Source organism: Capnocytophaga endodontalis, from assembly GCF_002209445.1.
In the GTDB taxonomy this organism is placed as follows: domain Bacteria; phylum Bacteroidota; class Bacteroidia; order Flavobacteriales; family Flavobacteriaceae; genus Capnocytophaga; species Capnocytophaga periodontitidis.
Map to the genome: position 1 here is coordinate 1,754,791 of NZ_CP022022.1, position 14,815 is coordinate 1,769,605.

Sequence of the window (14,815 nt, forward strand, 5' to 3'; positions counted from 1 at the left end):
GTTTTATATAAATAAGGCTTCCTTTTGCAAAAGGAAGCCTTTTAAAACTCTATTCTGTTGGAGAAGTATTTTCAGTTTTTAAAGGAGTTTCCTCTTCATTACTATTGTGAGGGTCTTTAAACTTGCGTTTTCCAAAAATATTCTCAAGGTCATCTCGGAAGATAACTTCACGATCTAATAGCAAGTTAGCCAAAGTGGTGAGTTTATCTTTATTCTCGGTAAGGATATCAATAGCACGTTGGTATTGCTCTTCTATAATTTTAGAAATTTCTTCATCGATGAGGTGAGCTGTTTTCTCACTATACGGTTTGGTAAAACTATAATCGGACTGGGCAGAATCGTAGTAGGTAAGATTACCGATTTTCTCGTTGAGCCCATAAATAGTTACCATTGCGCGGGCTTGTTTGGTTACTTTTTCGAGGTCACTGAGAGCACCTGTAGATATTTTATTGAATACTACTTTTTCTGCAGCTCTACCGCCAAGGGCAGCACACATCTCATCAAGTATTTGTTCGGTGCGTACAATTTGTCGCTCTTCCGGTAGATACCAAGCTGCACCGAGTGACTGTCCGCGAGGCACAATAGTTACTTTTACCAATGGAGCAGCGTGTTCTAACAACCAGCTTACGGTAGCGTGACCTGCTTCGTGGAAAGCAATAGCCTCACGTTCTTCAGGGGTAAGGATTTTAGTTTTCTTTTCCAAACCACCTACAATTCTATCTACTGCATCAAGGAACTCTTGTTTGCTCACAGCTGTTTTACCTTTACGCGCTGCAATAAGGGCTGCTTCGTTACAAACGTTGGCAATATCAGCACCTGAGAAACCAGGAGTTTGTTTTGCTAAGAAATCAATATCTAAGGTCTCAGCTGTTTTTATAGGGCGCAAATGTACTTGGAAAATCTGTTTGCGTTCGTTCAAGTTTGGAAGTTCCACATAAATTTGGCGGTCGAAACGCCCAGCACGCATTAGGGCTTTATCCAAAATATCGGCGCGGTTTGTAGCGGCAAGCACAATTACATTGGTGTGAGAGCCAAAGCCATCCATTTCAGTAAGCAATTGGTTGAGAGTATTTTCACGCTCATCGTTAGCACCAGTCATTGCATTTTTACCACGAGCACGACCTATAGCATCAATCTCGTCGATAAAGATAATAGATGGAGATTTTTCTTTAGCTTGCTTGAAGAGATCGCGCACACGAGAAGCTCCCACCCCTACGAACATCTCTACAAAATCAGAACCAGACAGAGAGAAGAAAGGTACTTGAGCCTCACCTGCTACTGCTTTGGCAAGGAGTGTTTTACCTGTACCTGGAGGACCTACAAGCAGAGCTCCGCGAGGTATTTTACCTCCTAATGAGGTATATTTATCGGGGTTTTTGAGGAAGTCTACAATCTCTTGCACCTCTTCTTTAGCACCTTCTAAGCCAGCTACATCTTGGAAAGTTACGCGGGTTTCTTTCTTTTCGTCAAACACCCGCGCTTTAGACTTGCCTATACTGAAAATACCACCAGGTCCACCAGCACCTGCCATACGACGCATTACAAATATCCACAAACCAATAATAACGACGAAAGGCAAGAGAGTGAACAGCAAATCGCCGATTACATTTTGTTGGGTTTTGTTTTCACGAGTGGTACTGAGATTGTTATCTTTAACAATTTGGTCGAAGCGATTTTCGAAATTGCTCAAGTCGCCTAATTCAAAGCGATATTGAGGTACTTCGCCCGCATTAGCTCCCTGCATAAGAGAATTGCCTGTAGGTTTCACCTCTTTGTGTTCTTCTTTTTTAAGGGCATCCTCGGTGAGGTATACATTAGCCTCTTTGCGGTTTAAGATGATGATTTTAGCTACATCGCCATTGCTGAGGTATTCCTCAAATTTAGATTGAGGAATTTCTTTAGGTTGAGACCAAAAGCTCGCTCCTGAATAATAATTGAAGCCTATGAGAATGAGCAGTAATACGCCGTATAGCCAGTAGGCTGAAAAGCGATTTCCGTTACTTTTGTTATCCGACATATATTTAATAGTTAGTTTCTAAATTGATAAATTTGGCATCACCCCAAAGACCTTCGAGGTCGTAATGCTCACGTATTTTTGTTTGGAAGATATGAACGACTACATCCACATAATCGATGAGAATCCATTCGGCGTTGGCTTCGCCTTCAACGTGCCAAGGGTGTTGATGTCCATCGGCTTGGCTGACAATTTTTTGGATAGCTCCTGAAATAGCCGATACTTGGGTGTTAGAAGAACCATTACACAAGATAAAATAATCGCATACAGTATTTTCAACCTCGCGTAAATCCATAATGGTGATATCAGTGCCTTTTACTTTTTCTATACCAGCAATAATATTGCTAATAAGCTGGTTTGATGATATTTCTTTATTCAATGTTTTTATTGTTTTTACAGTTTAAATTTACAAGTGCTTCTTGAAAGCGCGCAAAGATAATACTTTCCTTTCACAAAAGCAAAAGATTTTAATAGATAGGAAGTAAAAGATAGGAGATAAGAAGTGAAAAAAGCTGTTTAGTGTTGTACTAAACAGCTGATTTTGTGATTTTTGATTTTTATATTTCTTTATTAAGAAGCTTTGAAACTTTTGAAGAGAGCTTCCATTTTTTCTTTTTCTTCTTCGGCTAAAGCGGCATCAACCAAAATGCGTCCGCTATGTTCATCAGTGATAATTTTTTTACGAGAAGCGATTTCCACTTGCACTTGTGGAGGAATAGTGAAAAAAGATCCTCCAGAAGCACCACGCTGGATAGGCACCACAGCCAATTTATTCATTACACTACTGCGGATGCGTTGGTAGGCTTTTAGCAAACGTTCCTCTATTTTAGCAGCATATTCTTCAGCTTTTTCTTTAAGGAAGGCTTCTTCTTTTTCAGTTTCGGCTAATACCGAGTTGAGTTCTGCTTTTTTGTGTTTGAGGTGGGCATCGCGTTGGGCTTTGCGTTCGTCTACTTGTTTGATAGCCTCTTTCTTTTGGTCAACTTGAGCTTTACCTTCTTTGATGCGTTTTTCAGCCAACTGTACTTCCAATTCTTGGAATTCAATTTCTTTAGACAAAGAAGTGTACTCGCGGTTGTTGCGGACATTTTTTTGCTGGGTAGTGTACTTTTTGATGAGGGCTTTAGCCTCTTCAATTGTTGCTTTTTTCTCAGCGATACCCGCTTGTAAAGCATCTAATTCTTCTTTGAATTTAGCGTGACGTTTTTTGAGTCCTTCTACCTCATCTTCAAGGTCAGATACCTCTAAAGGTAGTTCGCCACGAGTGTATTGCAACTCGTCAATTTTTGAGTCAATTAGCTGTAAATCGTACAGAGCTCTTAGTTTTTCTTCTACAGTAATATCCACTTTTTGTGCCATATTTACGAATAATATTTGATAGGATTGGTATCCACATTTGATATTGAGAGGGCAAAGGTAGGAAAAATTTTTGAAAGATAGTCAAATAAAAGTGATTTTATGTATTGTTCACTTTCAAAATGACCTATATCGGCAAGGAGAATTTGTCCTTCAGCCTTGAAAAATTCGTGGTATTTGAGGTCGGCTGTTATATAAACATCAGCTTTTGCATGTTTGGCATTTTCTATAGCAAAAGCGCCACTTCCACCTAAAACTGCTACTTTTTTCACATCTTTACCAAGCAATGCCGAGTGACGCACTACACTCACTTGCATACGTTCTTTGAGGTAAGCTAAAAAATCTTTTTCGGGCATAGCTTTATTAAGTTCACCTATCATTCCCATCCCGATATGTTGGTGTTCATTTTCGAGTGTATATACCTCAAAAGCTACTTCTTCATAAGGGTGATTTTGACGAAGAGCCTGCAATATTTGTCGTTGTAAGTGTTTAGGGAAAATCACTCCTATTTGGGTTTCATCTTCAGTATGGAACACATTAGGTTCGCCAATGGTAGGGTGAGATTCCTCATTTCCTTTATAAGTGCCTTTACCTTCAAGATTAAAACTACACTCAGCATAGTTGCCTATATTGCCTGCACCAGCTGCAAAAAGAGCCTTGCGAAGGTTTTCGACATCGGATTTTGGTACATAGGTGATGAGTTTTTGAATGATATGAGGTTGAGGAATGAGAATACGTCTGTTTTGTAATTCTAAACGATTGCAGATAGATGCATTTACTCCTAAGAACTGATTATCGAGAGCCGTGTGCATACTATAGATCTCAATTTGATGCTGAATGGCTTTCATCACCACACGTTCTACATAGTTTTTTCCTGTGAGAGATTTGAGTCCGCTAAAGATAATAGGGTGAAAACTCACAATAAGGTTGCATTTTTTTTCAATAGCCTCATCTACAACCGCTTCGAGAGTATCTAAGGTAATGAGTACCCCTTTTACTTCAGCATTGGCATCACCTACTAATAAACCAACATTGTCAAACCCTTCAGCATATTGCAGAGGGGCGAGTTTTTCTAATTCTTGAATAATGTCTGTTATTTTCATTGCATTCCTAAATGTTTACGCACTTCTTTTACAGTGCTTTCAGTGAATAATGCTTCTAAGTTTTTCCATACACTATGGTAGCCATAAGGACCATTAAGCATTTCTTTTTTAGCTTGTTCTATCGTCCAATTGTGATAAATAATACGATACATTGCTACCATTATACCTGTACGATCGGCACCGTGATAACAGTGAATTAGTACGGCTCCTTGTTTTTGGTGTTCGCGTATAATTTTCAGTGTCTGTGCTATTTCAGGGGCTTTGATACGCCAAGTGAGCAAAGGGTGATTGATAAGCTTGATATTATCGGAAGCGTTGAAAATCTTCTTATCGCCTGAACGGGTGAAATAGCGTAGATTTACAATTGATTTGATGGGAATATTCTTAATAATAGCCTTATCCTCAGCTACTAATTGTTCGCTTCTGTAGAGCAAACTATCCACTTTGTACAAATTAGCATCGGCGTGAATGAGTGTTGCCTTATGCTGTGACCACAGAGGTAGCAAAGCGAATAAAATAAAGTAAATTAGAAGTGTTTTTTTCATAAGGTATCTTTTATTTCTTCATATCGTGTAAGGACATCATTCACATTGCGAATTGATTGTTTTGTCCAATGAATAAGCGTATTAAGTCGTTCTTCATCGCTGAGTTGCCAAGCTATCTCGCTGCGACGGAGTTTATCAGTGAGTTGTTGTAATACAATAGCCACTGCTACCGAGATGTTTAAACTTTCGGTAAAGCCTACCATTGGTATTTTTAAGAAAGTATTGGCTTGTGAAAGTACTTGTGCTGAAAGTCCTTCTTTTTCAGTGCCAAAGAAAAAAGCACTTTTTTTAGTGATATCAAAATCATTGAGAAAATAGGCGTTTTTATGCGGAGTGGTGGCAACAATTTGGTAACCTTGTGCACGAAGCGTATCAATGCAACTTTGAGTGTCGTTATAACGAAATACATCTACCCATTTCTGAGCTCCCATTGCTATTTTGGCATCAAGGCGTTTGCCGAAGCACCCTTCAATGCTATGCGCTTGTTGCACGCCAAATACTTCGCAGGTACGCACAACGGCACTAGTGTTGTGCATTTGGAATACATCTTCCATCGCTACCGTAAAGTGATTGGTACGTTGTGCTATAATCTCTAAAAAACGCTCTTTGCGCTCTTCGGTAATAAATCGTTCTAAGTAAGAAAGTAGTTTTTTGTTCATAATATTTTCTCAAAAGCTTTACGGGCACTTCCCCTGAAAGAGACTTCGCCACAATATTGATAACCTAATTTTTCAAAGAGGTGCAACATAGGGGTATTGTCAAAATTGGTATCAGCGCGCAGAGAGTGAATGCCATTATCGCAAGTGAATTGTTCTATTTGTTGCAATAGTATTTTTGCTAAGCCTCTCCCTAAATGATTAGGTGCAATTGCTACCCTATGAAAGACTACAAAATCGCCAGAGGTGAGCCATTTGCCTTTGATACGAGCATATTCGGGTTCATCATTGATAAGCAAGGTACAATAACCTACTATTTCGTCGTCTTCTACAAGTACATAGCCATAGCCTTTGGCAATATCATTCGCTATTACTTGTTCATTAGGATAACCATCTTGCCACTGATTGCTACCTTCGGTTTTGCGACGCTGGATAGCAGCGGATAAGATTGTCCAAATGACAGAAGCATCGGCTGGGGTTGCTACTTTGAGTTGTATTTTTTGAGTCATGTTCAATTAGGTAATCAGGTGACAAAAGACAGGTAACAGAGGGCAAAAATAGAAAAAACTTTGCTCATTGACAAATTTTCGCTAACTTGCCCCGCTTTTAAGTTTTTTATGTTATGAATACAACCCCAAATGCGATTGAGGTACGACACCTCAGCAAACAATATAAAGAAACTACAGTTCTTGCCTTGAATGATGTGTCATTTGAGGTGAGGAAAGGAGAAGTTTATGGTATTTTAGGACCTAATGGAGCAGGGAAAACGACCCTGATGTCAATACTTTTTGGAAGTATTAAGCCTACAATGGGGAGTTTTACTATTGCAGGGCTTACCTATAAAGATACTTTACTGAGATATAAAATAGGCATTGTACCACAAGAATACGCTTTGTATCCCACACTTACCGCGAGAGAAAATTTACATTACTTTGGGAGCCTATATGGACTCAAAGGGAAGGAGCTAAAAGCAAAAACAGATGAAGCTCTTGAGCGTGTTGCTTTATCAACTGTAGCTGATAAGAAAATTGCTCATTTTTCAGGAGGAATGAAACGCCGTATCAACTTAGTAGCGGGGATATTACATACACCCGAAGTGCTCTTTTTGGACGAACCTACTGTAGGGGTAGATGTACAATCTAAAAATATAATCATTGATTATTTAAAAGAGTTGAACGTAAGAGGAATGTCGATATTGTATACTTCACACCATTTGCAGGAGGCGCAGGATTTTTGCGACCGCATAGGGATATTGAGTGAGGGGCAATTGATAAAAGAAGATACTCCTAAAAATCTTATTAAAGAGGTACAAGCTTTCAATTTAGAAGAAGTATTTATTCAGGTAACAAGTAAAGCCAGAGAGAGTTCATAGCTGGGTATGTGAATAAAAAGTAACAAAGAGCCTGTCCGAAAAGTTTTAACAGGCTGATTATCAGCAATGAATAAAAAAGAGGCTATCTGGCAAAAGATAGCCTCTTATTATTTGGTGTTTTACCACAAAAGTTGTATCTTTGTGGTTCCTAAAAAAAAACACAATGGCAAAAGTATCATTTAAATCTGAACCTCACAAATTTTTAACACTTTTCCCCGAGAATATTTTTGATAAGTTAGATAGTAACCACCCTGCTAAATTAGTAGAAATGGTTGTTAATCAGTTAGATATAACTGATGTTATTCAAAAATATAAGGGTGGAGGCTGTTCTGCATACCACCCTCGTACAATGATAAAAATAATCTTCTATAGCTATCTTTCTAACATTTATTCTTGCCGCAAAATGGCTATTGCTGTCAAAGAAAATCTCCCCCTTATGTATCTTGCAGGAGGTACAACTCCTGATTTTAGAACAATCAATGACTTTAGAGGTAAAATTTTGAAAGATTCTTTGCAAAAACTTTTTGCTGAAATAGTAAAACTCTTAGTAAAAGAGGGTTATCTAAGCCTTGATGTACAGTATATTGACGGTACAAAAATAGAATCAGTTGCTAACAAATATACTTTTGTGTGGAGAGGTTCTGTAGAGAAGTACAAGAAGAAGTTAGAGGCTAAAATAAATAAAGTGCTCTCTGATATAGAAGATAGCATACAATCAGATAACCAAGAGATTACTAAGCAAGAACTTCCTAAAGAAATCAATACCAAAGAGCTTAAAGAGAAATTAGCTGAGATTAATAAAAGGCTAAAAGAACCTACTAAAAAACAAGCTAAGGAGTTAGAAAAACTTCAAAATGAGCATCTTCCAAAGTTAGAAAAATATGAAGAAAGTCTAAAAATAATGGGAGATAGAAATTCTTATAGCAAAACAGATACAGATGCTACTTTTATGCGAATGAAAGATGACCATATGAAAAACGGTCAGCTCAAACCAGCTTATAATGCTCAAATATCCACTGAAAATCAGTTTATTACTCACGTTAGTATACACCAAACACCAGGTGATACCAATACTTTAGAGAGCCATTTAGATGGTTTTGAAAAGAGCTATCAGAAACAAAGCAAAGAGGTATGTGCCGATGCAGGTTATGGTAGTGAAGAGAACTACGAAATGCTGAAAAAGAAAGAAATAGAGGCTTATGTGAAGTACAATTATTTTCATAAAGAGCAGAAGAAAAAACAAAAAGAAGATCCTTTTTCGGTTCAGAATATGTACTATAATCTAAAAGAGGATTATTATGTATGCCCAATGGGACAGAAATTGAGCAATGTAGGGAAAGGAAAACGGACTTCAAGTAATGGATATGAATCAAAAGTTACTTATTATCAAGCACAAAGGTGTGAGGGGTGTCCACTAAGAGGCTTATGTCATAAGGCAAAAGGCAACCGAAGGATAGAGGTCAATTATAGATTAAATCACTTAAAAACAGAAGCAAGAACCTTATTAATGAGTGAAAAAGGGCGGTATCATCGCAGTAAGCGACCGATAGAAGTAGAAGCAGTATTTGGTCAACTAAAAAGTAATAATAAGTTCAATCGGTTTACACATAGAGGCAAAGAAAAGGTGAAAATGGAGTTTTTACTAATGGCAGTTGGGCATAATTTTAGAAAATTAGTGTCCAATAAGGCAACTACTACCAAAAAAGAAGCAAAAAGCAATGAAAATGTGGTAGAAACACCTCAAAATGCTACGTTTTCATTTTTTTACCTTGTCCAATCTGCTTAGGAACTCTAAAAACAATCTTTTTTAGCCAACCATAGAGTAATCCTCAAAAAAAAAGGGGCTGTCCTTAAAAGTTTAAACTAAACTTTTTGGACAGCCTCTTTATTTTTAATTTTATTTGATAATATCTTTGTAATCTGCATTTAGTGCTTTATAACTGTCTGCTTTTTGAGAGGGTACATAAATATTACGTAAGTGTGTTTGAATAAATGCCTTTTTGTTTATATTAAAAGCAGTAGGGTTATGTGTAATTAGAGTGTGCAAATTCTTACATTGCATAAAGGCTTGATCTTCTATTTTGTTTACTTTTTCAGGGAGTATAATAGTTGTAAGTTTATAACAACCTATAAAAGCCCTTTTACCAATAGTAGTAACATTTGAAGGAATGTCTATATTTTGCAGATGATTACAATTAGCAAAAGTTTGTTCTTTTATTTCTGTAATCTGTGTAGTTTTATTTTCATCTGCTTCTACAGTTGTTAATCTAAAACATCCATTGAAAGCCTTAGCACCTATACTTTTCACTTTATTTCCAATGACAAAAGTTCTTAATTCGTATGACACTTGCTCTCCATTAAAAGCTAATTCAGCTATAAATTCTACGTCTTTTAGTTTAGGGTCGGCGTTCATATCGATAAAACGGGTGTTAGGGTTTTTCCATTTCAGAAGTGTTTTGCCGTCAGAACTAAGCTCATAATCGGTAGTGATTATTTGTTGTGCAGAGAGAGATATACCAGTAGAAGGCCAGCCAGTATTGGTTTTAGGTCCGTAGAATATTTTGTCGTCAGTATCAATATAGTAATCGCCTTCTACACCTTGTGTATTAGGTTTTCCTTGACCTGCGTATATTTTAGATCCGTCTTTACCAGGGAGTCCTCTTTCGCCTTGAGCTTTGATGTTGGTATTTATATTACCGATATACCAATAACCATCTTTGATATTGGGTTTAGGAGCATCGGCTCCATTTTGACCGTCATTACCTTTTTCTCCTTTTTCACCTTTGGCTTTAGTGTTTGATTTTATGCCATTTATTACCCAATAACCATCGTTATCAATTGTAATAGTAGGGGTGGTTCCATTTTGACCTTTTTCTCCTTTTTCACCTTTGGCTTTGGTATTGGTTTTTACGCCATTGATTACCCAATAGCCGTCGTTGTCGATAAAAATAGAGGGTGTAGTACCGTTTTGACCGTCCTCCCCTTTTTCCCCTTTTTCACCTTTGGCTTTGATGTCAGTTTTTACGCCATTGATTACCCAGTAGCCGTTGTTGTCGATAGAAATAGTAGGTGTAATGCCGTTTTGTCCATTGGTGCCATTTTGACCGTCAGCCCCTTTTTCTCCTTTAGCTTTTACATTAGTTTTTTGTCCGTTAACAATCCAATAGCCGTCCTCAGAGATAGTAGGGGTAACGCCATTTTGACCGTCAGCACCGTTATTTCCTTGTGCTTTTACAGTAGTTTTAGTATTGCCTATATACCAATAGCCATCATCTCCGATGTGAGGTATAGGAGCATCTTGACCGTTTTGCCCATCAGTACCGTTTTGTCCTTGTAGTCCTCTAAGGTTTACAGGGTTTCCCCAACCTTCGGCAGTTTTAGGCCCATATAGGTTTACAGAGGTAAGATCTATATAATAATCGCCTACGTTACCTATAGTAGCGGTAGGGGCTGTAGATCCCGAGAGAATAGTATTAGTACGCTCGCGCTCTACAATGCGTTCTTCTACGGTTTTAGTACATTGCACAGATACAAGACTAAGACCTACAAACATTGCTAAAAAAACAATCTTTTTCATAAAATGCTAAATTACTAATAAATGTTAAAATATAAATTAAAGGTTATTATCAAAAAATGTGCCAGAGTGTTTCTTTTTATTTGCCGTTTCTATACTCTCGTGGGCTTACTCCCATAGCTTGCTTAAAAGCAGTACTAAAATATTTAGATGAGTTGAAGCCTATGTCGGTAGCGATATCGTTGATAGGAAGGTTGGTAGTTTTGAGGAGTTGACAAGCTACTTCTATACGGTACTTATTTAGGTACTCGGCAATACCTAAACCTGTGATTTGCTTCATCTTATTGTATAAACTAGCACGACTCATCGCCATTGCTTCAGCTATATTATTAGCATCAAGGTCAATTTCGTTGTAGCGTTTTTTGATGAGCTGGTTGAGTTTCATCATAAATTGTTCGTCAGCATTACTAATGGTAGTGAGGGCAGGCGAGGGGAGAAGTACTTCTTTTTCGTATCGTTGCTTGATGAGCTCTTTCTGTTTGAGCAAATTACCTATCACTGATAGCAATAAGTCAATGTCAAAAGGCTTAGAAAGATAAGCATCAGCACCTAATTTATAACCTATTTTCTGACTCTCACCATCACTCTTAGCGGTGAGCAATATTATTGGTATATGACTGATGTTGAGCTGTTCTTTTACTTCTTTACACAACTGATATCCATTCATTATAGGCATCATCACATCGCTTACGATAAGGTCGGGTTGGTGAGTTTTTAAAAGCAATAGAGCTTCTTCTCCATTCACCGCTTTAAGTACATTCTTAAACAACGGACGTACTTCACTATAAAGATAGTTGAGGAAATCGGTGTTGTCATCTACTAAAAGTATACTGTATTGACTCGTATCACTCACAGCAGTTTTTTCGGGTACTTGGATATCTGTTTCTTCGTTGTCGAATTTCTCTAATACATTACTATTATTGTAAGGCAATTCCACATAAAAAATAGTTTGAGCTCCTTCGTCATAAGCTCCTATTTTGCCATCGTGTTTTTCTACTAATTCTTTGCAATAAGCAAGACCTATACCACTGCCACCTTGCTGGTGTTTTCCTTGCTGAAATCGACTAAAGAGTTTGTTGGGGTCTATGTTTTGAAGTCCGATACCTGTATTTTCTACTTGAAAACGTACTATTTCGGAAGTATGAGTACTGCGTAGTCTTATAGTGGCTCCTTCATTGCTAAATTTTACGGCATTCATAAGTAAATTAGAGAGCACTACGCGTATTTTAGCTGTGTCAATAGCTATAGGCGGTAAGTTTTTGTCTAATTGTAGGTCTAATTGTATATGTTTGCTTTCAAATTCTTGTTCAAAATCCTTACTACAATCAGTGATAAGATGATTGAGGTCTGTATAGGTTTTAGAAAGTGTATTTTCTAATGAGGTAGAGCGATTGTAGTCTAATATCCAATTGATGATGTTTTTCATTGTATTGGCTTGTCTAAAAGCTCCTTCTAATTGTGTTTTTTGGGCAGGAGGAAAAGTGGAGGTATTGCTATCACTCAACAGTCGTTTCAAGGGAGCATAGATAAGTGTCAGAGGCGTGCGTAGTTCGTGGCTTACATTCGTGAGAAACTGAATCTTATCTTCGTTCAGTTCTTGCTGATGAAGAGCAATTTGCCATTTCAGTTGTTGCTTTTTGCGGCGCAGATAGCCCCATATTACTCCTGCTGTGATAGCTAACAGCAACAAACCCACACTTACAAAAAACCAAGTCCGCTGATACCATACAGGTAATACTTCAAAAGAAAGCAAAGGTGTATCGGGAGTCCACGATCCATTTTGAGTCATACAAGCTACTGCAACTTGGTATTTGCCTACTGATAGAAGAGAGATATCAAGGCGATTGTCGTAAGTTTCAATCACAGAAGTCTGTTCTTTATTCTTAATTTTGAAACGGAAAAGCAAACGGCGGAACATATCCTTTTCATTAAGTCCTACATTTATTTTCAATGAGTTAAAATAAGGAGGTATTTCTTTAGGAAAATTGTGAGCGCTGTATATTTTGCCATTTAGTTCAATGTTTTGTAAGAAGAGTAAGGGAGAAGTATTCTCACTTGAGCGTATCGCTTTATTGATTTTTGCTAATCCTCCCACTCCTGCCATATAGATGTAAGGAGAAGCTTTAGTCTGTACATAACCTGTAAGCACATCGTTAGGTAGAAAACCATCATTATCATCCCATATCATTATTTTTTTGTCGGGGATGTGGTAAGAAAAGAGTACATTGCTAGCGTTTATCCATAGCCGTTGTGCATCATCTAATTGCATATAACTGATTTGCCTAAAAAGGTTCTCGGTAGCTACATTCTCAAGTTTTTTATTGGATAAGGAATAACTAAAAAGCCCCTTATCTGTTGCGATCCAAAAGCTGTTATGAGTGTGATCATAACACACAGCACTGATGTTACACTCATTCTCTAAACTAAGAAAGGGTTTTAGTTCAGGCTGTTGTACATTCATTTGGTAAAGAGAGTTACCTTTGCTGAGGTAGAGAGTATTGCCTACTTCTGCCTTTAGTTGTAAAGCTATTTTAGGAGCGATATTTTGGGCAAAAGATATTTTAGTAAACTGTTTGTTACTTAGTTGATAGAGATAAGTATTTTTAGCAGTAATAAGTATTAAATCATTGTTAATTCGGTATACAAAAGGAGTAAACCCAGTGTGACATTCTTGCTGGTTAGTCGTTTCATCACGAAGTAGAAAAGGTGTGTACTTACGAGCATTAGTGTTGTATATAAAAAGCCCTTTACTATAGAGAGATACTAAAAGCTCATTAGGTGAAAAGTAGGTGATAGACGATACCTTGTCGGTATAGGTGTTTAAATGATGTGTAAAATGTTCTGTTTGAGGGTTAAAAGCATTGATACCTCCACCATCAGTACCTATCCATAGTATGCCATTAGGGGCTTCATAGAGGCTGATGACTGCGCGTTCCGAAAGTCCATTATTACTACCCAAGGCACTATCAGTATAGGTTTTGATATAGGTTTCTTTAAATAGAAAAACACCATCGCGCACGGTACCCGCCCACATATTGTGATTAGGGTCTTCGTAAAGTACAGTGATAGAGTTTACAGGAATGGAGTGCACATTACCCGCACTGTGTTGTATGTTGAAGAAACGCTGATCAGCAGGATTGAATACTGATACCCCTCCGCCATCAGTGGCAAGCCATATTCTATTTTTATAAGGCTTGATATCTAAAATAATATCATTAGGTAAGGAACTGTTTTGAGTGTGGTAATGCCCTATAAATGCTCCTGAAAGACTATAGCGAAAAAGCCCTTTTTGAAAAACTGAAAACAATACTTCTTTGCGATTAGTGTCGTAATAAAGACTGCTCAACGGACTAGCATTTTCAGTGATAAAAGCCTTTAGCAATTCATTTTTAAAAGAATAAAGATACAAACCATCACTTTCTGTACCCGCTAAAAGTGTATCGCTATCTATAGGAAATAAATGTGTGATGAGACATTCTTTATCTTTAGAGAGAGGGTCTTTGCGCAGAGGTAAACGCTCAATCTTCTTAGTAGCGTAATCATACTGATAGATAGCAGCATAACCTCCAAAGTACACACCTTTTTGGGTAGTACAGATAGAAAATAACTGCTGGTTGATAATAGGAAGAAAAGTATCTTGGTCTGAATTGTAGCGTAATACACCTTTGGGGGTGATAGCCCAAAGGTTTTGTTGAGCATCTTCCAAGAGCTGGTAAACATAATCGTCAATATACTTCTTAAGGTGATTCCTATCCACTCTATTGATTCCTTGCCGAGTGCCTATCCACAAAAGCCCTTTATGGTCGCGAACCATAGTAGTAACCCCCGATTGCGACAAACCGTGTTCTATAGAAATGCGTTTAAAATAGTATTCAGTAGTAGAACTTTGGCTATATCCTACTAATGAAAGGAAGCAACTTAATATGATAAATATAAAAGCTGGTAGTATTCTCATTCTCATCCTCATTTATTTGGAGTGCAAAGATAATAATAATTTGTCAATATACCAATTTAATGCAGAGTCGAACACACAACGAACACACAACGAAGTTTCCCCAAAAACAATATCACAAAAACTATCAAAAATAACACTCCTTGCAATTTTCCGAGATTCTCAAGCCTCTCTCTAACTAAAAAGTCTATTAATATCACCATCTGCCTCGCCCAACTCGTCCGCACTGTCTAATAATCCCAT

At 37.6% G+C, this 14,815-nt stretch carries 11 protein-coding genes; 2 read left to right on the forward strand and 9 right to left on the reverse strand.

Features of this window, described 5'->3' with window-relative positions:
- Positions 1-49: 49 nt before the first annotated feature.
- From ftsH to CBG49_RS07860, 7 genes are all read right to left on the reverse strand, one after another.
- A complete protein-coding gene (gene ftsH / locus CBG49_RS07830; RefSeq protein WP_009414205.1) occupies positions 50-2,017 on the reverse strand; it encodes an ATP-dependent zinc metalloprotease FtsH in 1,968 nt (655 codons plus the stop codon).
- 4 nt (positions 2,018-2,021) lie between these two features.
- Positions 2,022-2,393, reverse strand: coding sequence for a ribosome silencing factor (gene rsfS / locus CBG49_RS07835; protein ID WP_088594061.1), 372 nt, complete (start codon positions 2,391-2,393; stop codon positions 2,022-2,024).
- Between the two features lie 191 nt (positions 2,394-2,584).
- Positions 2,585-3,373 carry a zinc ribbon domain-containing protein gene (locus CBG49_RS07840; protein ID WP_009414207.1) on the reverse strand — a complete coding sequence of 263 codons (789 nt, stop codon included), beginning with the start codon at positions 3,371-3,373 and terminating at the stop codon, positions 2,585-2,587.
- A gap of 2 nt (positions 3,374-3,375) precedes the next feature.
- The gene (locus CBG49_RS07845; protein WP_088594062.1) at positions 3,376-4,473 is read right to left on the reverse strand and encodes a Nif3-like dinuclear metal center hexameric protein; all 1,098 of its coding nucleotides are present in this window, start codon (positions 4,471-4,473) and stop codon (positions 3,376-3,378) included.
- Positions 4,470-5,018, reverse strand: a complete 549-nt coding sequence (locus tag CBG49_RS07850; protein ID WP_088594063.1) for a tyrosine-protein phosphatase — start codon at positions 5,016-5,018, stop codon at positions 4,470-4,472. Before CBG49_RS07850 ends, CBG49_RS07845 begins: the two co-directional genes overlap by 4 nt.
- On the reverse strand, positions 5,015-5,677 hold the full coding sequence (locus CBG49_RS07855) for a TrmH family RNA methyltransferase (protein WP_088594064.1): 663 nt from the start codon (positions 5,675-5,677) through the stop codon (positions 5,015-5,017). Before CBG49_RS07855 ends, CBG49_RS07850 begins: the two co-directional genes overlap by 4 nt.
- Positions 5,674-6,183 carry a GNAT family N-acetyltransferase gene (locus CBG49_RS07860; RefSeq protein WP_088594065.1) on the reverse strand — a complete coding sequence of 170 codons (510 nt, stop codon included), beginning with the start codon at positions 6,181-6,183 and terminating at the stop codon, positions 5,674-5,676. Before CBG49_RS07860 ends, CBG49_RS07855 begins: the two co-directional genes overlap by 4 nt.
- A 113-nt stretch (positions 6,184-6,296) precedes the next feature.
- On the opposite strand from CBG49_RS07860, the gene CBG49_RS07865 reads away from it, so the two are divergent.
- Positions 6,297-7,046 carry an ABC transporter ATP-binding protein gene (locus tag CBG49_RS07865; protein ID WP_088594066.1) on the forward strand — a complete coding sequence of 250 codons (750 nt, stop codon included), beginning with the start codon at positions 6,297-6,299 and terminating at the stop codon, positions 7,044-7,046.
- Positions 7,047-7,209: 163 nt separating this feature from the next.
- A complete protein-coding gene (locus CBG49_RS07870; protein ID WP_227002855.1) occupies positions 7,210-8,832 on the forward strand; it encodes an IS1182 family transposase in 1,623 nt (540 codons plus the stop codon).
- A 111-nt stretch (positions 8,833-8,943) separates the two neighbouring features.
- On the opposite strand, the gene CBG49_RS07875 is transcribed toward CBG49_RS07870, so the two are convergent.
- Positions 8,944-10,623, reverse strand: coding sequence for a leucine-rich repeat protein (locus tag CBG49_RS07875; RefSeq protein WP_088594067.1), 1,680 nt, complete (start codon positions 10,621-10,623; stop codon positions 8,944-8,946).
- A gap of 76 nt (positions 10,624-10,699) precedes the next feature.
- Complete coding sequence (locus CBG49_RS07880; protein WP_088594068.1) at positions 10,700-14,581, reverse strand: hybrid sensor histidine kinase/response regulator transcription factor; 3,882 nt, start codon at positions 14,579-14,581, stop codon at positions 10,700-10,702.
- Between the last annotated feature and the right edge of the window lie 234 nt (positions 14,582-14,815).

Bases quoted from the DNA above. Each gene is read 5' to 3' on its own strand.
- CBG49_RS07875 (WP_088594067.1), bottom strand. From the start codon at position 10,623: ATGAAAAAGATTGTTTTTTTAGCAATGTTTGTAGGTCTTAGTCTTGTA.
- CBG49_RS07840 (WP_009414207.1), bottom strand. From the start codon at position 3,373: ATGGCACAAAAAGTGGATATTACTGTAGAAGAAAAACTAAGAGCTCTG.
- CBG49_RS07880 (WP_088594068.1), bottom strand. From the start codon at position 14,581: ATGAGAATGAGAATACTACCAGCTTTTATATTTATCATATTAAGTTGC.
- ftsH (WP_009414205.1), bottom strand. From the start codon at position 2,017: ATGTCGGATAACAAAAGTAACGGAAATCGCTTTTCAGCCTACTGGCTA.
- CBG49_RS07860 (WP_088594065.1), bottom strand. From the start codon at position 6,183: ATGACTCAAAAAATACAACTCAAAGTAGCAACCCCAGCCGATGCTTCT.
- CBG49_RS07865 (WP_088594066.1), top strand. From the start codon at position 6,297: ATGAATACAACCCCAAATGCGATTGAGGTACGACACCTCAGCAAACAA.
- CBG49_RS07850 (WP_088594063.1), bottom strand. From the start codon at position 5,018: ATGAAAAAAACACTTCTAATTTACTTTATTTTATTCGCTTTGCTACCT.
- CBG49_RS07870 (WP_227002855.1), top strand. From the start codon at position 7,210: ATGGCAAAAGTATCATTTAAATCTGAACCTCACAAATTTTTAACACTT.
- CBG49_RS07855 (WP_088594064.1), bottom strand. From the start codon at position 5,677: ATGAACAAAAAACTACTTTCTTACTTAGAACGATTTATTACCGAAGAG.
- CBG49_RS07845 (WP_088594062.1), bottom strand. From the start codon at position 4,473: ATGAAAATAACAGACATTATTCAAGAATTAGAAAAACTCGCCCCTCTG.